Source organism: Tunturiibacter gelidiferens (genome assembly GCF_014201335.1).
GTDB classification, from domain to species: Bacteria; Acidobacteriota; Terriglobia; order Terriglobales; family Acidobacteriaceae; genus Edaphobacter; species Edaphobacter lichenicola_E.
Genome location: NZ_JACHEB010000002.1, coordinates 418,677 through 435,480, shown reverse-complemented (window position 1 = coordinate 435,480; position 16,804 = coordinate 418,677). Strand labels below are relative to the sequence as shown.

20 protein-coding genes are annotated in these 16,804 nt (G+C 56.5%); 13 read left to right on the top strand and 7 right to left on the bottom strand.

The features are described 5' to 3' along the window. Window positions 1–92 precede the first annotated feature (92 nt). The 4 genes from gyrA (at window position 93) to HDF14_RS05555 (ending at window position 5,176) form a co-directional block, all read left to right on the top strand. On the top strand, window positions 93–2,996 hold the full coding sequence (gyrA, locus tag HDF14_RS05570; RefSeq protein ID WP_183974345.1) for a DNA gyrase subunit A: 2,904 nt from the start codon (window positions 93–95) through the stop codon (window positions 2,994–2,996). Window positions 2,997–3,281: 285 nt separating this feature from the next. After that, window positions 3,282–3,827, top strand: a complete 546-nt coding sequence (locus HDF14_RS05565) for a hypothetical protein (RefSeq protein ID WP_183974343.1) — start codon at window positions 3,282–3,284, stop codon at window positions 3,825–3,827. 210 nt (window positions 3,828–4,037) lie between these two features. Next, window positions 4,038–4,610 carry a hypothetical protein gene (locus tag HDF14_RS05560; protein ID WP_260698040.1) on the top strand — a complete coding sequence of 191 codons (573 nt, stop codon included), beginning with the start codon at window positions 4,038–4,040 and terminating at the stop codon, window positions 4,608–4,610. Further along, complete coding sequence (locus HDF14_RS05555; protein ID WP_183974342.1) at window positions 4,607–5,176, top strand: hypothetical protein; 570 nt, start codon at window positions 4,607–4,609, stop codon at window positions 5,174–5,176. The genes HDF14_RS05560 and HDF14_RS05555 overlap by 4 nt, the downstream gene beginning before the upstream one ends. 69 nt (window positions 5,177–5,245) lie before the next feature. On the opposite strand, the gene HDF14_RS05550 is transcribed toward HDF14_RS05555, so the two are convergent. After that, window positions 5,246–6,004: a PEGA domain-containing protein gene (locus HDF14_RS05550; protein WP_183974341.1), complete on the bottom strand. Its 759-nt coding sequence runs from the start codon at window positions 6,002–6,004 to the stop codon at window positions 5,246–5,248. Between the two features lie 182 nt (window positions 6,005–6,186). On the opposite strand from HDF14_RS05550, the gene HDF14_RS05545 reads away from it, so the two are divergent. Beyond that, complete coding sequence (locus tag HDF14_RS05545; RefSeq protein ID WP_183974340.1) at window positions 6,187–6,441, top strand: DUF3606 domain-containing protein; 255 nt, start codon at window positions 6,187–6,189, stop codon at window positions 6,439–6,441. Between the two features lie 91 nt (window positions 6,442–6,532). Here HDF14_RS05545 and HDF14_RS05540 read toward each other — a convergent pair whose 3' ends face one another. Next, on the bottom strand, window positions 6,533–6,895 hold the full coding sequence (locus HDF14_RS05540; protein WP_183974339.1) for a hypothetical protein: 363 nt from the start codon (window positions 6,893–6,895) through the stop codon (window positions 6,533–6,535). Window positions 6,896–7,063: 168 nt separating this feature from the next. Between HDF14_RS05540 and HDF14_RS05535 the strand changes: the two genes are divergently transcribed. Continuing rightward, on the top strand, window positions 7,064–7,978 hold the full coding sequence (locus HDF14_RS05535) for a hypothetical protein (RefSeq protein WP_183974338.1): 915 nt from the start codon (window positions 7,064–7,066) through the stop codon (window positions 7,976–7,978). An 8-nt stretch (window positions 7,979–7,986) separates the two neighbouring features. Here HDF14_RS05535 and HDF14_RS05530 read toward each other — a convergent pair whose 3' ends face one another. Then, window positions 7,987–8,319 carry a CsbD family protein gene (locus tag HDF14_RS05530; protein ID WP_183974337.1) on the bottom strand — a complete coding sequence of 111 codons (333 nt, stop codon included), beginning with the start codon at window positions 8,317–8,319 and terminating at the stop codon, window positions 7,987–7,989. Window positions 8,320–8,377: 58 nt separating this feature from the next. Beyond that, the gene (locus HDF14_RS05525; protein ID WP_183974335.1) at window positions 8,378–9,055 is read right to left on the bottom strand and encodes a hypothetical protein; all 678 of its coding nucleotides are present in this window, start codon (window positions 9,053–9,055) and stop codon (window positions 8,378–8,380) included. 198 nt (window positions 9,056–9,253) lie between these two features. On the opposite strand from HDF14_RS05525, the gene HDF14_RS05520 reads away from it, so the two are divergent. From HDF14_RS05520 to HDF14_RS05495, 6 genes are all read left to right on the top strand, one after another. Then, a complete protein-coding gene (locus HDF14_RS05520; protein ID WP_183974333.1) occupies window positions 9,254–9,640 on the top strand; it encodes a hypothetical protein in 387 nt (128 codons plus the stop codon). A 33-nt stretch (window positions 9,641–9,673) separates the two neighbouring features. Next, window positions 9,674–10,075, top strand: a complete 402-nt coding sequence (locus HDF14_RS05515) for a hypothetical protein (protein ID WP_183974331.1) — start codon at window positions 9,674–9,676, stop codon at window positions 10,073–10,075. 33 nt (window positions 10,076–10,108) lie between these two features. After that, window positions 10,109–10,570, top strand: a complete 462-nt coding sequence (locus HDF14_RS05510; protein ID WP_183974329.1) for a nuclear transport factor 2 family protein — start codon at window positions 10,109–10,111, stop codon at window positions 10,568–10,570. An 83-nt stretch (window positions 10,571–10,653) separates the two neighbouring features. Next, window positions 10,654–11,544 carry a hypothetical protein gene (locus HDF14_RS05505; protein ID WP_183974327.1) on the top strand — a complete coding sequence of 297 codons (891 nt, stop codon included), beginning with the start codon at window positions 10,654–10,656 and terminating at the stop codon, window positions 11,542–11,544. A 2-nt stretch (window positions 11,545–11,546) separates the two neighbouring features. Then, a complete protein-coding gene (locus HDF14_RS05500) occupies window positions 11,547–12,017 on the top strand; it encodes a hypothetical protein (RefSeq protein WP_183974325.1) in 471 nt (156 codons plus the stop codon). A 439-nt stretch (window positions 12,018–12,456) separates the two neighbouring features. Continuing rightward, entirely contained in the window at window positions 12,457–12,693 is a 237-nt protein-coding gene (locus tag HDF14_RS05495) for a hypothetical protein (protein ID WP_183974323.1), read from the top strand. Window positions 12,694–12,795: 102 nt separating this feature from the next. On the opposite strand, the gene HDF14_RS05490 is transcribed toward HDF14_RS05495, so the two are convergent. Beyond that, window positions 12,796–13,215, bottom strand: a complete 420-nt coding sequence (locus HDF14_RS05490) for a c-type cytochrome domain-containing protein (RefSeq protein WP_183974321.1) — start codon at window positions 13,213–13,215, stop codon at window positions 12,796–12,798. A 110-nt stretch (window positions 13,216–13,325) separates the two neighbouring features. Between HDF14_RS05490 and HDF14_RS05485 the strand changes: the two genes are divergently transcribed. Next, a complete protein-coding gene (locus HDF14_RS05485; RefSeq protein WP_183974319.1) occupies window positions 13,326–14,552 on the top strand; it encodes a DUF5715 family protein in 1,227 nt (408 codons plus the stop codon). A 66-nt stretch (window positions 14,553–14,618) separates the two neighbouring features. On the opposite strand, the gene HDF14_RS05480 is transcribed toward HDF14_RS05485, so the two are convergent. Beyond that, the gene (locus HDF14_RS05480) at window positions 14,619–15,620 is read right to left on the bottom strand and encodes a Gfo/Idh/MocA family protein (RefSeq protein ID WP_183974317.1); all 1,002 of its coding nucleotides are present in this window, start codon (window positions 15,618–15,620) and stop codon (window positions 14,619–14,621) included. 44 nt (window positions 15,621–15,664) lie between these two features. Further along, window positions 15,665–16,783, bottom strand: coding sequence for a SurA N-terminal domain-containing protein (locus HDF14_RS05475; RefSeq protein ID WP_183974315.1), 1,119 nt, complete (start codon window positions 16,781–16,783; stop codon window positions 15,665–15,667). Window positions 16,784–16,804: the final 21 nt, after the last annotated feature.

Here is a 16,804-nt window from a genome sequence, read left to right as displayed (position 1 = left end):
CCGCATTTTCTGCGTCTAGCTGATGTCCAAGATTTGGTTCTCAGGGAGCGGCTTTACCCAGCCAAATCAAGCATTTATCATGGAAGTACACCATGGCTGACGATCTGTTTCCGCAGGACCCGAAGAACCCCAACGCACCCTCCCCGCAGGACGCTAATTCAAATAACCCACCCCCGGCAGGATCTCCTCCAGACGGCTCGACCGTTCAGGGCCGCGGCGCCGCGTTCATGCTCTCTATCAATATTGAAGAAGAGATGCGGAGATCGTATCTCGACTACTCGATGTCGGTCATCATCGGCCGCGCTCTGCCCGATGTCCGCGATGGCCTCAAGCCCGTTCATCGCCGCATCCTTTATGGCATGCAGGAGATGGGCCTCCAGTTCAACAAGAAGTACACCAAGTCGGCCAAGGTGGTGGGCCACGTTATGGGTAACTACCACCCCCATGGCGACTCGGCGATCTACGACACGATGGTTCGGCTCGCGCAGCCATTTTCGCTTCGCTACCTATTAGTAGATGGCCAAGGGAACTTTGGCTCGGTCGATGGCGACTCAGCTGCAGCTATGCGTTATACGGAATCCCGGCTGACGCGGCTCGCCGGTGAGATGCTCGCCGACATCGACTACGACACAGTCGACTTTTCGCCGAACTACGACGAGTCTTCGCTAGAGCCTACGGTTCTGCCGGCGCGCGTTCCGAATCTCATCGTCAACGGTAGCTCGGGCATCGCTGTCGGTATGGCGACTAATATCCCACCACACAACCTGACTGAGATCGTGAACGCCTGCATCTCGTTACTGCAAAAGTCTCCGCAGGATCACCGGTCTGATCTTGACCTGGTGCTCGAGCATGTTCTCGGCCCCGACTTTCCTACCGGCGGTTATCTCTTCGGCAAGACGAATATCCCGAATGCTTACCGCACGGGCCGTGGCCGCTTCATGATGCGAGCGAAGTGCAGCATCGAAAATATCTCCGGCGGTCGTCAAGCGATCATCGTCACTGAGATTCCTTATCAGGTTAATAAGTCGAAGCTCATCGAACGCATCGCCGAGTTGGTCAACGAGGGTGTCATCACCGACATCGCTCGCGACGAGTTCCGTGATGAATCCGACCGTGACGGCATGCGTATCGTCATCGGCTTGAAGCGCGGTGCAGAGAGCCAGATTGTTCTGAATCAGCTGCACAAACATACGCAGATGCAGGATTCGTTCTCGATGATCTTCCTGGCCGTTCATAACGGCCAGCCAAAAGAACTGCCGCTCGATCAGGCGATTCGCGCCTTTCTTGATCACCGTACCGAAGTCGTTCGTCGCCGGACGGCCTTTCTTCTCGCGAAGGCCCGCGACCGCGAACACATTCTGCTCGGTTACCAGATCGCGCTTGACCACCTCGATAACGTCATCAAGATTATTCGTCAGTCTTCGAGCCGCGCCGATGCACGCGAGAATCTGTTCTCCTACTTCTCGAACAAACGTATCAACCTTCGCGGAACTGAGCTTCGCGGTGTTACGCTCGATCCCGCTAAATACGGCGTCGACATGACGTTCAGCACGACCGGGACTCTGATTCTCAGCTACAAGCAGATTGACGCTATCCTCGAACTGCAGCTCTACCGCCTGACTCAGCTTTCCATCGACGAGCTTCTCAAGGAACTCGCTGAAGTCCGCGACAACATCACTGAGTTCGAGTCAATTCTTGCTTCTCCGGCGAAGTTGCGCAAGGTGATCGTCAAAGAGCTTACCGAGATCCGCGACAAGTATGGCGATGCTCGCCGCACGCAGATCATTGATGAGACGGCCGAACTCCAGCTTGAAGACCTCATTACTGACGAGCAAGTGGCGGTGACGGTGTCGAACACTGGCTACCTCAAGCGCACGCCGATCTCTATTTATAGGCAGCAGCGCCGCGGTGGAACCGGGCGTCTCGGGATGAAGACGCGCGAAGAGGATTTTGTTGCGCAGCTCATCATCGACTCTACGCACGCGTATTTGCTGTGCTTCACCAACACCGGGCGCGTGTACTGGCTCAAGGTGTATGAGGTTCCCGACATTGGTGCAGCCGGTAAGGGTAAGGCGATGGCTTCGCTCGTCGCGCTGCAGCCGGGTGAAAAAGTTGTGACCATCCTCCCTGTTCGAGATCTCGAAGAAGAGAGCAAGTACATTCTCTTTGCCACTCGAAACGGAACGGTGAAGAAGACTGCACTGAAGGACTTTTCGAATGTGATGGCACGAGGGATTATCGCTATCAACATTGAGAAGGACGATGAGCTGATCATTGCGCGGGTTACGGATGGTGAGCAGGTGATCTTCCTGGCGACGCATGACGGTATGGCTATCCGATTCAATGAGCAGGACTTACGCCCGATGGGTCGGCCTGCTACGGGAAATCGTGGCATTACGTTGAAGAAGGGCGATTATGTGATTGGGGCGGCGGTTACGCCTTCGAACGAGGCGCGCAATAAGGCTCGGCTCGAACGTGCTGCTCAGAAGGGGCTTACGGATCAGGTGGAGGCGGCGATCGATGAGGCTACCGAGTCGACCGGGGCGCAGCCGCTGGAACTTGCCGAGCCTGGGGAACTTGCGGCGCCGATTGCTTCGGCTGAAGTTGCGGCGAAGCTTGAAAAGCTTGATAAACAGCTGGGTTTGACGCCTTGCCTGGTTTTGACGGTGAGTGAGAATGGGTTTGGGAAGAGGACCGACGTTGACCAGTACCGCCTGCAATCTCGTGGTGGTAAAGGGGTTATCAACATGAAGACAACGCCCAAGATTGGCAAGGTTACGAGCATTCAGCTGGTGGATGATACTACGGAGATGATGGTGATCAGCCAGTTTGGGAAGATCATTCGCATTGATACTAAGAGTGTTAGGTCCGCTGGAAGAAGTACGCAGGGGGTCAAGCTGCTGGATCTTGAGGATCAGGATAAGGTGGCGGCGGCTGTGGTGATTCCTCCGGAGGAGGCTAAGACTTTGCCGGAAGAGGGAACTTTGCTGCAGTAGTTTTGTATTTTTATTTTGTGGGTGGACGTGCCCGTTTTTGCTGGGGTTTTTGGCAAAAACGGGCATTTTCTCGTGGTGATTTGGTGGTGAGAACGTGGTGGATTGCGTGGTGAACGTGGAGTTTAAGCAGTCAGTTTTTGGAGCTTAAAAAATGCGCCAGGTTTTGGGGATTTATTTTTGATTGTTCCCTTTTTGGGAATGAGGCTGAGGTAGGCTGCTATTCTTCTCTCGATTCGGTGTCGCGCGCCCTGTGGTGATGGGGTTTGCCGCGGCAGGAGAACTTCCATGAGCGACAACGAGAAGACAAAGGTTGGCTTTAAGCAGAAGGCCAAGCATGAGTTTATGGAGTTCGTGGTGATCGCCACGTACCTGGCGTTCTTCTTCTGCGCGCTTGTGACGTACACGATGCTGCTGTTGAAGAAGTACGACGTCGACAACGACGTTCTGAACTATAGTTTCGCGCTGATCAATGCGCTGGTGATCGGCAAGGTGATTCTGATTGGGGAGATGCTGCATGTGGGCAGGGGCTACGAGAAGAGGCCGTTGTACCAGTCTATTCTGCTCAAGTCGTTGATCTTTGCGGCGCTTGTGCTTGTCTTCCATATCCTCGAAGAGTTCGTGAAGAGGCTCATCAAGGGTGAGCCGTCGGGGACGGTTATGCACGGTCTCCACTGGACGGACATGGTGTCGCGGGCTCTGGTCATCTTTTGCGCGTTCGTTCCTCTGTTCGGGTTCAGGGAGCTTCGTCGGGTGTTGGGTGAGGAGAAGCTTCACGCGTTGTTGCTCGGTCGCGGAGTCGTTGACGATGTGAAGTCTCCTGCGGGAGACTGAATCAGCTTCTCTTTGCTGCTAAAAATCTTTCCTCACAAATCACTCTTCGGTGGTGGACCATTGCGTTGTCCGCGAAGTTGACGCTTGTTTTCGCAGGAATGATCAGGGCTTTCGCGCTACCAACAATCCACAGATGTCCACAGATGAACGCACGGCCAGCACAACGCGGTCGGGTATCGCCCGCATCAAGGAATGCAAAGGGGGTGAAGTATGGACCCAAGAGCTATGGACCCGAAGGTGTTGATTGCGATTGTTGCTGTGGTGGCTTTGCTGGTGATTGTGGCGGTGGTTTTGTATAACCGGCGCAACAGTTCGGCACGGCTGAAGGAGAAGTTTGGACCGGAGTATGACCGGGTCGTACGTCAGCAGGGCGATCCCAGACTTGCTGAAAACGTTCTTGTGGAACGCGAGCGGCGCGTATCGGCGCTGAAGCTGCGTGACCTGCCGACTGCCGACCGGGATCGGTACCTCCATCAGTGGACCTTCGTCCAGAAGCAGTTTGTGGACGATCCCAGAGGTGCGGTGAATGAGGCGGATCGGTTGGTGACGGATGTGATGAACTCGCGGGGCTATCCGATGAGTGAGTTCGATCGGCGCGCCGAGGATATCTCGGTTCATTATCCCGAAACTGTCGGCAACTACCGGAATGCACACGACATTGTTTTGCGCCATGCGAAGGGCCAGTCCACGACTGAGGACCTGCGAAGAGCCATGGTGCACTTTCGTTCCCTGTTTGACGAGTTACTGGGCGTGTCGGCCGCGACCCATAAGGAGGTAGCATGATTGGCGAAATTCGTGATGATGCAAGATTGACGGCAGATGAAGTTGCTAACCGGGTGGCGGGTTCTGAAAGAAGAATCTATCCGGCGGAGACTGCACCGGAGGTCATCGATGATCGCCGCGATGATCTTGTACGCGATGAGCGAGTTGTTGACGAGGATTGGCGAACTACCGAGAAAAGCGATGATGTGTTCGTTCGGGAGCCACGGGTTGTGGGAAGGACAGACGACAGGTATGACGAGAGAGCGGCTGTCGGACAGACCACTGCAGGGGTCGATTCGACGGTCGGATCGGACCAGCCGGGACAGCTGTTCCCGACCACTGAGTTGAATGATCTTCGCGCAAAGTGGGATAAGGCTCAGATTGGTTTTGTGGATGAGCCGAGGACTGCTGTGAAACAGGCGGATGAGCTTGTAGCAACTTTGGTGACGCGGATCTCGGAGCAGTTCAGCGCAACCCGCACGGAGCTTGAGCATCAATGGGATCGCGGGGATAACGTGTCTACTGAAGATTTGAGACAGGCGTTGCGGCGCTATCGCTCATTCTTTGATCGGCTGCTAGCGTTCTGAAGCGTGGGTTGATTCTTCTGTTGCCGCCCATCTTGACGACGTATTATCTCGTCGAGATGGGCGGCAATTCTATTTCTGAACCATTTCTGCGCTAAGTCTCACAGAGCCGCTCGCCACCAACATGCTTCGCGACCAATCTTGGAAACCCGCTTTCTTCACAACAATCTGGTGCTTGCCCGGGGCGAGAGTCAACGTCGATGGTGTGTTGCCCATGAAATTTCCGTCTACCTCGATGTCACAGTTTGGAACGCTTGAGTCCACCGTGATGGAAGACTGTTGAACGGAAGCGACAGACGATGGCGCAACACCGTGTCCGCCATCGGGAACGGGCTGAGCGAATCCATTCGGCGGAGTCTTCAATTCGCTTGAGTGCGCAGACCAATGAGTGAGCAGTGCCGTGCAGGCATCTTTAACGGAGCCGCCGACTGATAGAGTTGATTCGCTGAAGATCGAGTCGCCTGTTTTCTGGACGAAGACTGCGATCTTGTCTTTATGAGCAAAGACGCTTTTGCCGCCTTCGTGGTCCAACTCAACGATGTAGTTGCTTGCGTCGGCGCGGTTGTTGACGGTGACCTCGGGGCAACGCTGTCCGAAGGTTTTGATGATTTCAGCAGTCTGCGGTCGTGCTCCGCCTGAAGAGCTGGCACCGAACGAGCCGTGAGATCCACCCGCAGAGCCTTGGGTCGACCATGAATTGCTATCGGTTACGTAGACGCGGGGTTTGTCTTGATCACTTACAGGTACAGCGGGCGCTGCACTTTGTTGCGCTAAGGCTGAATTGCCCAATCCAGAAAGAACCAAAAAAAGTGAAGCAAGGGGGTAACGCATGTTTTCGTACGACCTAGTCTCAGTAAGTTGAAAGTCAGTACGAAAGCTACCCTGTCGCCATTCATAAGACAAGTAGCACCTTCGTAACTTTGCCACGAAAGTCGCAGAGGATTCCGTAGTGGGTGTGCCTGCACCACCACTTCCGCATCTAATCTGTGGAACACAAAAAGGGGAATGAATACATGTCTCATCCAGATCCCGCACGGCCGCACGAGCATGAAGAGGTTGAGAAGTCTAAAGTTCGCACCGCTCATGCGGAACACGTCGAGCCGGAGAAAGGCCCGCATGATCCGAAGGAGATTAATCCGAAGATGTCGTCCGATATTCATTACTGGGCGAAGGAGTTTGGTGTGACGGGCGATCAACTGCATGAGGCGATCCGCGTGCATGGTACGCATGTGGAGAAGGTTCGCGCTGCTCTGAGTCATCACAAATAACAGCTGATACAGAGATGCCCGCTTTCGCGACTGTTGCGTGGTCACGAAAGCGGGCATTGTTGTTTCTTTAAGTTGTGGTATTTCGCGAGTGCTACTGGCCCTTGTAGGCGTTGGTGTATCCCTTCACGAAGGCTTCACGAAACTCTGTCTTGAACGCGTCTTTGTCCATCCCCTTCGGGATCTTTGCGTGTGCGTATGCCTTGTTGTCCGTGGGCTTGAACGACTGGCCGCGCGATACGTCGGCCTGGCCCTGGTTGAAGCCTGCAGCATAGCCTTGACGAGCCACCATGTTGGGGGTGCCGTTCTCGGGATAAGCCATATCGTAGCCGCGTGGCGCAGACCAACTGTTCACATCACTGTCTTGCGTGGCTTGCGCCAAGCCAGCGGGCACAACGCTGAGAGAAAGCACACCAGCCAGCATTAGATGCGCCAAAGCGTTTTTGCGAAAAATCATAAGAACCTCCAGATGGGCAGCCTTACCGCACTACTCACCTGATAGGTACGACTCTGTATGGATCGGCGGGGTTGCCCTATCCGCTGATGCTTAGGACTCGTTTATGAGACTGTGACGACGGAGTTCGGCCATAAGTGCTAACTTGGTTTCCTTTAGAAAAGGAGAGCTATGGCGGATAAGACGAGCAAGTTACAGCTTCGGATCTTTGATGGGACGCGGCAGTTGTTTTCGAAGCCGGCTAATTTTCTGGTGCAGATTGTTGATGGGCAACAGACGCAGCAGGTGCGGCAGGATTTCCAGTCGCCTGAGCTGGACTTCAATCTTCCTTTCTATGACAACCTGTTCGATGACTACACGGTGGTGGTTTCGGCGGATGGGTATCAACAGGCTGGGTTCGTGCCGGTGAAGCTCTCGGAGCAGTATGTGAAGACGCTGGACATCATGCTGATCGCGAAGGACCCGGGGTTCAGCTTTGTGAATGCGCGGTGGCCAGCGGCGAAGAGTGCGTTTCCGTTTCTTGGCGGGGATGTGAGCGAGGCAGCCGGGGAGGCTCGGTATGATGGGCTGGTGGAGGCGGAGAAGCCGCTGGCGTGCCTACTGAATTTGGGCGAGGCGATGAGCCAGATCGCGCTGTCGCAGGGTACACCGCTGGACTACATCAAAGAGGTGCGATGGGATGCGCCGTACGCTCCGGCGCAGGACCGGTTCTTTGGGTGGTGTGATGTGAGGCTGATCGACCAGGTGAAGGTGGGGGCGGCGGCGGGGCAGTTTGCGGTGGAGAATGCTCCGGGGCTGTTTCATCCGGGGGCGACGTCGAGCTGGAAGCAGATACAGTTTGGCGAGGCGAACGTGCAGCTGACGTTTCATGAGAACGATAAGAAGACGATCGGCGGGGTGAGCTGCGTGATGATTGAGCCGGATATCGACTACTACCGGGATCTGGGGGCGCACACGATCTTCGAGGTGGTGCCGAATGCGCTGACGCACTCGTTGACCGATCCGGCACAGGTGTATGTGCTGCGCTGGATCGCGGGGCAGACGGCGGGGATTCCGGAGTTTGCCCCGCTGTATACGATTACGTAGCGGGCGTTTTAGCGATTGAGGTCGTGGATGGTTTGTCCTACGGCCTGACCGACTTGTCCGGCGGCGTCCTTTACGTTTCCGACGATGCGGTCGGCGGTGCCCTCGTCGGCGAGGTTCTGGTTGCCGGTGAGATTGCCGACACCCTGCTTGATGGCACCTTTTACAGAGCCAGCCTTGCCTTTGGCCTGCTGTTTGGTGCCCCAGGCGAATGTCTTGCGGGCTGCATCGTTTAAGTTGTCGTCGATAGCGTCGTAGGCGGACTCTGGTTCACTGGTTAGGACTGCGTAGGTAACGATTGCACCAATTCCAACACCGGCGAGAATCCAAGGGAAAGCCTTCATGGCAAAAACCTCCACGCCGTGAGATGCAATTTGTTGCGGATTGGTGTGAGGAAAAACCTCAGCGGGTGGAAGGGGCGGTGGTGGCGCTGCGGAGGGGCTGGAGGTCCTGATCGAGCATGCCGGCGAGGTCGGTGGCGAGACCGGCGCCCTTCGCGTCGGTGTAGGTGCCGAGTGTGCCCTTGAGCTCGACGTCGGTCTTCTTGCCGGCGATGTCTTCGGTGCAGGGGGTGGCGGTGAGGTAGGAGGCGGTGAAGCCGATGGTGCGCTTGGCGGTGGTCTGCTCCTGGATGACGACGTGGAGGGCGCGGTCGGCGGCGGCGGGGGTGTCGACGATGAGGACGCCGGTGAGGGAGCTGATGGCGTGGAGGATCTGGCCGGCGATGGCGCCGGTGGAGTCATCGCCGGCGACGGTGACCAGGACGTGGATCTGGCCGATGGGGGCGGTTCCGCTGGCTGGGCAGACGAGCCAATGCTTGTTGGGGTCGGGCTTGGCTGAGGTCATCAGGTTTGCGAGTTGGGGCTGGGTGAGCTTGTTGAGGCCGTCGGCTTTGAAGTCGTCGGAGGAGATGCCGAGGGCCTTCTGGACATCGGGCGACCACACTGCCATGGTTGCTTTGGCGGAGGGTCTGGGCTTGTGCGGGGCGGGTGCGGGGGCGGTTTGCGCTGGTGTGGGCGAGGCGGTAAGCGCCGTTGCTATGACCAGGATGCCCGAGATGTTGCCAATCAATTTCTTCACTGATCCTCCAACCCCGCTGTTTGAAAGCTACCGTAAGAAGAGACGTTTCGGGACGGTAAATGGTCGAAATCTAGTGGAACTGTTTCTATTTTGGCGATGGTGGGAACCTAACCCCACGGATAGTGGGGGTTTAGCGAATCAAAGCCTGAACGAATAGATTTGGCGGACGCGGTAGAAAGATCCGGCATCTAATCTGGAATGACCAAGATAAGAAATGCGGTCCTACTCGCTCCTCTGCTTATCGCGACTGGCATGGTTCCGGGATTTGGGACTGCCGGTTATGCGCAGCGTCACAACAACAACGACAACGCCTACTACAGCGGGATGCGTCAGGGCGGTCGGGGCGGCAACTACTATAACGATCGCGACCGTCACTACCATGACGACCACTACCGCAACAATCAGGGCGGCATCGGACCGGGCAAAGGCGCGCTGATTGGCGCGGGCGGCGGAGCGGTGCTGGGAGCCGTGTTCGGTGGCGGACTCAAGGGAACCATCATCGGCGGTGCAGCCGGCGCTGGTATTGGGGCTGTCGTCGGGCAGGCTGCGCAGAATAATCGCGACAATCACTATAACCGCTACTAGATCTCCAACTACGAACGAAAAGGAACGCCTCCAATGCGCATGATCCATCGCTTCGCTCTTTGTTTCGCTCTGGCCTCTGCGGGTACGCTGACTGCGTCGGCTCAACAGCCTGCGGCGCCCACGATCACACCTTCGGCTGCCGCGGACTCCACCGCCAACCACACCTGGAATACGGAGCAGATTCTTACCTGCACGGTGTCGGACTGCTGGCAGCTTGCCGGGAAGAATGAAGCCACTTTCTTTGACATCATTCAGCAGCTTGCGGGAATCTCGGCGCAGGCGCGCGGTCTGACTCTGCCCGATAACGCGGAGGCAGGCAAACGCACAGGCGAATATATCAAGGCCAAAGCGAAGACCGACCACGGACAGCTGCTCTATGCAATCGTCGACGCCGCAGTGCGGCATGTCGGCACGAGACCCGCTGCCACCAACTAACTCCCGCCACAAAAGAGGGAGGCAGACGCTAACATGGTTGCCATGCGTCTCCTCCCCGTCGTCCTCGCCTCACTTTTTGCTTTGAGCGCGCCTGCTCAAACAACGACTCCACAGCCGCCTGCTCCGGTGGACATCGTCAAGCTGGAACAAAATCTTTGGACCACCATGGCTGAAGGCGACTTCGCGGCCGTTCGAGGTCTCTTCACGACAGACTTCATTCAGGTCGATGAACATATTCAGGCTCTGGACACGCTGCTGATCACGCTCAAACATTGCAAGCTGGAGTCTTACGAACTTCGTGATCTGCAGGTTCGCATTTTGACTCCAGACTCAGCGCTTACTGCTTATCACGTGCTGAACACCTTCAATTGCGGCACTGAACACAATCCCACTCTGAAGATCAATGACAACAACTCCGTCACTGTCTGGGTTCGACAGCCCAAGAGTGGGAAGTGGCTGGCACAGGTTCATACTGAGACACCTGCGAAGCCTTGAGTTCGGTCTGTATGAAGAGCTCAGTTCGGGACGCAAAGTTCAGAAATTTGGCATACATTCGATCTGCCCGGAAAGAGGTGTTTGTGTCAGTACCCAGGTTTGGCCGGACTCTTTGGTTGCGAAGCTTCGCGATTGTGACGCTGTGTGCGTCTTTGAATGGCTGTGTCGATCTTGATGATGCTGCCGGTCTCTCAAAACTATCCGATGAGGCCCGGATCGCGCTGCCGAAGGTTTCTAACGATGTCGCAGCGACCTGTGCGAGACAGAATACGCTTTTTGAGAACACGCCAGTAGCTGAACGGGCGAAGACAGAGCAGGCACAGGACTGCAAACCGTATCAGGAGCTTGCCGATCATCTTGCGAAGGATCAGGAGGCGCTTATCGCCTACTTCGATGCTCTTGGAAAGCTCTCTTCCAATAAGCCGCTGGGTTACGACGCAACGATCGACGAGAATGTAACTGCTCTCAGCACAAACACAGCTTTCTCTGCGAATGCGATTACGGCAGGCAATGATGCGCAAAATCTGATGAAGGCTTTAGCGGATGCAGCGACACATGGGTATCGCGAAAAGCAGCTTGGCCAGCTGGTGATTGCCAATGACGCTGCTGTTCAATCGCTTACGCGGGCGCTCAAGAAGGTAATTACGGGCGACTATGGCAGCGTGCTTCTGGGCAACGAGAAACTTGCTCTCGACACCTTCTATCAAGGCCCCATGGCCAGTGCTCAACCGAATGAACGGCTTGATCTCATCCTGGTGCAGCGGCAATATGCCCATGACAAAGCTGCGTTGCAGACTCGCAAGGACGCCGTTGCGAGCTACGCCAAAGCTATGGACGATCTGGGGGCACTGCATGCGAAGCTGAAGGACGAGGCCGGGAAGAAGATGAGCATGGTCGAAGTGGCAAAACAAGTTGGGCCGATCGCCGAATCACTGAAGTCGGCGCTCTCAGATATTCAGTCGAGGTCGAATTAGCCATGAAGAAAACTTACAAATCAGTTGCGGCGCAGGTCGTTGCCAAGGCGGTAGCGGCGCCTGTTGATACGACGCTGACCGATGATCAGATGACGGCGCTGGCGCAAGCCTTTCATGACATCGCTGTGGAGGTCGGGCAGGTTCGGCTGGATGCGATCCGTGCGGGCAGCAAGCTGACGGATCCTCTGATTGTTCAACTTCAGGGCTACGTCTACTCGCTAATGACTACTGCGGGGAACTTCGCTGTTCAGGCGGCAAATCTTACGCTCGCAAATGCCGATCAAGCAGTGAGCGAGATTTCGCTGGCTACCCAAGCAGCGGATAAGGCGCTGAGTAAACTTCAGGACATCGACAAGGCGGTAAGTATCGCGTCTTCGGTGATCGTTCTGGCGATGGCCATTTCGACAAAGGATATGGGACAGATTGCATCGGCTGCGAAGGGTGTGGTGACTGCGGCGGGTGTGTCGGTATAGCGCTGCGGTGACGACGAAGGAACGGCTCTGCTTCCAAGGAACGGCTCTACTTCCTGTGATAGCTCCGACAGGCGGCTTCGCGGGATCCTGAATTGGATGCTTCGCGAGCTGCTGCATTGTGAGACCCACCGCCTTTTCGAGCTGCAGGTCGTGCCCATCGCTTCCAGACGTCGGGGGCGGGAGGCTCGGCCACCCCGTTCCGATATGGCCCGCGCCAAATTTTGTTTGAGGCAATTTAAACGCAGAAATCCTACCTTTGCTGTCGGTAACAACGTAGGATCGCTGTAGATCTTTCGATGGCGAAACGCAAGCAAAAAAAGACTCAGCGCCATGTAATATGAAAATATTCATCGCAGCGAAACTTTTGCCTGCACTTCACGTCTTCACTTCAAAAGAGATTGCGCACGCCGAGGCGCAGCTCCCCAGGGGAAACCAAAGAATGACTCATACTCTCAAACTTGTCGCCGTTACCGTGTTGCTGATTGTTGCGCTCAGCTTTACCTTCGAGCGGCAGGCACACGCCTACGTCGACCCAGGTTCCGGTCTTCTCCTGTTTCAAGGCATCAGTGCGACGATCTCCGGAGTGCTTTTTTACTTCCGGCGCCGCATCAAGAACCTCTTCGTCAGGGCGCAACCAAAGTCGGGCCCGGGAACAACACCGTCCCACACGCTATAAGCTGCAGATCGAAGTTCGAGGGCCCGTGCTGGCCAGTTTCAGGAGTTGGTCGTCTCTGCCGGAGATGTGCGGCAGTAACTTGAGGACAGGATATGCGGGCCTTTACTTCTGCACGTCATCAGGCGTGATGGCCCCAGCCTTTACCCATCTTTCTACCGTGGCGATGTCGGCATCGGAGAGCTTTGGCTGCTTGGGCGGCATCGGCATCGGATCCTTCGGCGGCCCCTCATGGCGGATCAGCCGCACCAGCAAACTATTGGTCGGGTCTCCGGGAATCAGCACGGTACCCTCATGCCCGCCCTTCAGCATTCCTGCGCGCGTCTGAATATTCAAGCCACCGCGATGGTTCATTCCGCCGTGACACCTGTAGCAGTTCGCCTGGAAGATCGGCTGCACCTTCGTTGTGTAGAACTCGGGGGTGGCTGCTTCATCCTGCGCTGCGGCATTCGCTGTTCCAAGTTGCAGTCCCCACCCCATCAACCCAATGGCGATCAAGCCAAAACCCACCGGCAACCTCTTCATTCATTCCTCCCCGTTAATCGATAAGTATACGGAACCCACTTCGCCACTTACCCGTTCTCTCACCAACGTTTAACGTAGAAATTGCTCTGGCGTTCCGCGCCTCCGAAATCATGATGCGTTTGAACGCCCCCATACCGGCCCTTCTGGCGCTTGCAGCCCTGTCTTTATCTTCTGCGAGCTGCCTCGCCAAACATACGCATCATCCCTCGGGTCACAAAAAGACCGTTGCTGCTACGGCGGAGAAGCATCCGACGAAGCAGAAGTCTGGTGCGAAGCCGGCGCATGCGGCTCATAGCGCAAAACACCATGCTGGTCCCAAAGTCGATCCTCCTGTAACTGCACGTGTGCATGCGCAAGCCCCTTCACGGCGTCGACTGCGCCATGCTGTCAGTGCTCCTGCGCCGGGAGCGATGCAGCCTACGCAGACGGCGACTGCGCCGCAGAAGGCGACGTCGGAGGACTTTCTCAAAGCGGCCACGTCGACTCCAGTGGAGACCCAGGCGGCGGTCGCGATCCACGGAACCTCACGTCCTGAAGAACTCAATGAGACCCGGCAATCGCCGATGGTATCTGCGCGCAAGCCCGCCACCGCGTCGAAGCCTGTCTCGGTGGCCAAGCCGGTTCCTGTGATCAGTGTTGTTCGGCCGGCTGCAGAGAAACCGCAACTGGCCAGCGTCGAAGAGGTCGCTTCGACTCCGGTCATTCTGCCGAATCTGTACAACAAGCGTGGGCACTTGATCGTTCCTCCGCCGCTCAAAGGCTCTCACGAGATCCTCGTTCATCAGAACGAAGTTGCGGATCGTGACGGGTTATCTCGGATTCAGAACGACGACGATCTTCTCGACATGCGTAACAAGAGGCTCCTGGTTGCGCTGCCTGAGAATGAGTCGCTGCAGGTGGACGATCGCCTCCCGACGAGTCGCCGATATTGCCGCCCCTGGACTGCTCAGTTTCTGGCCACGTTGGCTCGCGCTCACTACGCACGGTTTCACACGCCACTCCAGGTTAATTCCGCAGTGCGTACGGTCGAGTTTCAGCAGCATCTGATGCATATCAATGGCAACGCTGCACCTGCCGAGGGAGATACGGCGTCGCCTCATCTCACCGGGCAGGCGATCGACATCGCGAAACACGGACTTTCGCTGGCTGAGATCGCCTGGCTTCGCGGCTACCTTCTTCCGTTGGTGCAAGAGGGAAAAGTCGACGTCGAGGAGGAGTTTCAACAGTCTTGTTTCCACGTCAGCGTCTACAAGAGATACATGCCGCCCGCTCCTGAGCGCGATCTCGCCATTCTGCATCACGGCGGAACGTCGGCGCTTGCTACTGCTCTGCGCTAGTGCGGTCGTCTCACTGGCAATGGTGTGAACCGGGACACTCTTTTCAAAGCATTCTGCGTGACAGGATTACAGGAGCTCGCGAGTTCCACTCCGCCAACTCCTCATTGCTGCATCGAGCGCTTGCATATTGTGAATGGCGTCTTCACCGGTGGCCGCGAAGTCGTTGCCACCGCGTAGGGTGGCAGCAAAGCCATCGAGCATCCGGGTGTAGCCGTCACCATTGTCGAGGGTGACGGTCTCCTCTACGTCTGCACCCCGACGCACAACGATTTGCACGGGACGGTCGACGGTCAGGCCTCCCTCGGAGTACATCACACCGTCGCTGCCGTTCACCTCCACATACGAGCGGTAGGGTGTACGTGCGCTTGTCGTCACGGTTGCGAAGACATCGCCGGTCATCTCCATCTGCAGGGAGGCAACCGCTTCTACTTCGCCTGAAGACGCATCCTTCCTGGCCAATGTACTAACACTCACCACATCGTTGCCGAGAACAAAACGCAGCGCGTCGATGCAGTGCACGCCGACGTCTCCGATGGGTCCGCCGTAGGCCAGGGTCGCGTCGACAATCCACTTTCGGGAAGAGTTGTTGGCCGGGTAGCAGTACTCTGCACGCGCGAGCTGCGGCTTACCGATGCGTCCTGCCGCAATCTGATCCCGCATCCACTCCAGGCTGCGGTTATAGCGAAAGTTTTGCGCAACTCCGAAGAGCAATCCCGCTGCCCTGGCGGCGGCGTTCATCTCTTCGGCCTCTGCCGCGCTCATCGCCAGCGGCTTCTCGCAGAGCACAGGCTTTCCGCTCTTCAATGCCAGTAACGTATCGTCGCGGTGCATGGCGTCTGGCGACGTGATGAAGACAGCATCCACGTCGGGCGAAGAGCAAAGCTCCTCGCGCGTCCGGAAGCAATGAGGAATTTTGAACTCGGCGCAGTTCTCGAGCGCTGCGGCGTGATCCCTTCGCCACATCCCGCTGAGCGTCGCAAGCTCGCATTTGGGAAATGCCGGCAAGAGTCGCTTGACTGCATGGTGGCCGAAGCCAAGAATCGCGAACCGCACCGGCGACTGCGTCATGAGACCCTCCCAAAGAGAATGAGTGGCGAGATTGAGTTGGAGAGTTAGTGGGCGTCGTTCTTGAAGATCTGTTCGGCGAAGAAGTTTTCTACCTTGGCCTGATCATGCACCATCTCGAGATAGGCACTCTTCAGCAGCTGCGAGCGCACGTCACGAAGCTGCTGCCGGATCGCCTGCTGCACGCGTGGATCGTTCACATCACGCTGTCCGGCGGGATCCCGTGAGATGAGTTTGTAGATCGCATAGCCTGCTGGTCTCTTGGTCTGGGCATCGAGCAAAGGCAAAATCTCGGTGATCTGGCCTGCCTTGAGCTTCGTCACTGCAGCGAAAACCATCGGATCGGAATGGAGTTGCGACTCGTCGATGAAACCCATTTCTCCGCCGTTGGGCGCGGTCTGGGGTTGCTCAGACCAGTTGCTCGCGATGGTGCCGAAGTCCTCGCCGCTGTCCAGGCGATTCTTCAGGGCTTGAATCTTCTTCTTTGCTTCGACGTCATTGGTGGCTTTGCTTCCCTGCAGGTTTCCCGGCTGGGACGAGGGCTGATCGGTCACCTGAATCGTGGCCAGATGGTATTTGGTTTCGAGCAGGTTGAATTCGGCCTTGTGCTGGTTGTAGTAGCTGGCCACATCGGCGTCAGTAACGGTGATCTTGGAGTTGATCTCTTTGTTGAGCAGCTTATTGATGGTTAGGCTGCGGCGCAGCGAATGTTTTACATCGTCGAGGGTCTGGTTGCTTGCTTTGAGACGCTGCTGAAACTGCTCCTCCGTGTAGGGAGCTTTCATCTCGGCCAGCTTCGCATCGACCTCTTCATTAGTAGCAGTCAGATTCATCTTCGCGGCACGCTGTTCGACAATCTCTTCGTCGATCAACTCGCGCAAAACATTGAGACGCAGCGAGTCCGCTTGTTCCTGCGAAGGCTGTTGTTGCTGGGCCGCGTCTCCGAGCTGGAGCTTGTAGGCTCTATCCAGATCAGTCTGCATGATCGCGTGGCCATTCACCGTTGCGACCACGTCTGCGTTGTGTCCGCGATTGCATCCTGCAATCGGCAGCAGCCCGGACGCCAAAATCAGAACTACCGGAACAGAGAAGCTACGAAAAGAGCGCCCTACAAAAGTACGTTCGGTATCGGTCGACAAGCTCAGCACGTCCTCGGTATTCCGCATCCAGATCTCCTGCGTTCTTCT

Excerpts from the sequence above, each read along its gene's own strand:
- HDF14_RS05480 (WP_183974317.1), bottom strand. The coding sequence starts at position 15,620 with ATGACGCAGTCGCCGGTGCGGTTCGCGATTCTTGGCTTCGGCCACCAT.
- HDF14_RS05560 (WP_260698040.1), top strand. The coding sequence starts at position 4,038 with ATGGACCCAAGAGCTATGGACCCGAAGGTGTTGATTGCGATTGTTGCT.
- HDF14_RS05550 (WP_183974341.1), bottom strand. The coding sequence starts at position 6,004 with ATGCGTTACCCCCTTGCTTCACTTTTTTTGGTTCTTTCTGGATTGGGC.
- HDF14_RS05490 (WP_183974321.1), bottom strand. The coding sequence starts at position 13,215 with ATGAAGAGGTTGCCGGTGGGTTTTGGCTTGATCGCCATTGGGTTGATG.
- HDF14_RS05500 (WP_183974325.1), top strand. The coding sequence starts at position 11,547 with ATGAAGAAAACTTACAAATCAGTTGCGGCGCAGGTCGTTGCCAAGGCG.
- gyrA (WP_183974345.1), top strand. The coding sequence starts at position 93 with ATGGCTGACGATCTGTTTCCGCAGGACCCGAAGAACCCCAACGCACCC.
- HDF14_RS05515 (WP_183974331.1), top strand. The coding sequence starts at position 9,674 with ATGCGCATGATCCATCGCTTCGCTCTTTGTTTCGCTCTGGCCTCTGCG.
- HDF14_RS05495 (WP_183974323.1), top strand. The coding sequence starts at position 12,457 with ATGACTCATACTCTCAAACTTGTCGCCGTTACCGTGTTGCTGATTGTT.
- HDF14_RS05535 (WP_183974338.1), top strand. The coding sequence starts at position 7,064 with ATGGCGGATAAGACGAGCAAGTTACAGCTTCGGATCTTTGATGGGACG.
- HDF14_RS05530 (WP_183974337.1), bottom strand. The coding sequence starts at position 8,319 with ATGAAGGCTTTCCCTTGGATTCTCGCCGGTGTTGGAATTGGTGCAATC.
- HDF14_RS05555 (WP_183974342.1), top strand. The coding sequence starts at position 4,607 with ATGATTGGCGAAATTCGTGATGATGCAAGATTGACGGCAGATGAAGTT.
- HDF14_RS05520 (WP_183974333.1), top strand. The coding sequence starts at position 9,254 with ATGACCAAGATAAGAAATGCGGTCCTACTCGCTCCTCTGCTTATCGCG.
- HDF14_RS05545 (WP_183974340.1), top strand. The coding sequence starts at position 6,187 with ATGTCTCATCCAGATCCCGCACGGCCGCACGAGCATGAAGAGGTTGAG.
- HDF14_RS05485 (WP_183974319.1), top strand. The coding sequence starts at position 13,326 with ATGATGCGTTTGAACGCCCCCATACCGGCCCTTCTGGCGCTTGCAGCC.
- HDF14_RS05540 (WP_183974339.1), bottom strand. The coding sequence starts at position 6,895 with ATGATTTTTCGCAAAAACGCTTTGGCGCATCTAATGCTGGCTGGTGTG.
- HDF14_RS05510 (WP_183974329.1), top strand. The coding sequence starts at position 10,109 with ATGGTTGCCATGCGTCTCCTCCCCGTCGTCCTCGCCTCACTTTTTGCT.
- HDF14_RS05475 (WP_183974315.1), bottom strand. The coding sequence starts at position 16,783 with ATGCGGAATACCGAGGACGTGCTGAGCTTGTCGACCGATACCGAACGT.
- HDF14_RS05565 (WP_183974343.1), top strand. The coding sequence starts at position 3,282 with ATGAGCGACAACGAGAAGACAAAGGTTGGCTTTAAGCAGAAGGCCAAG.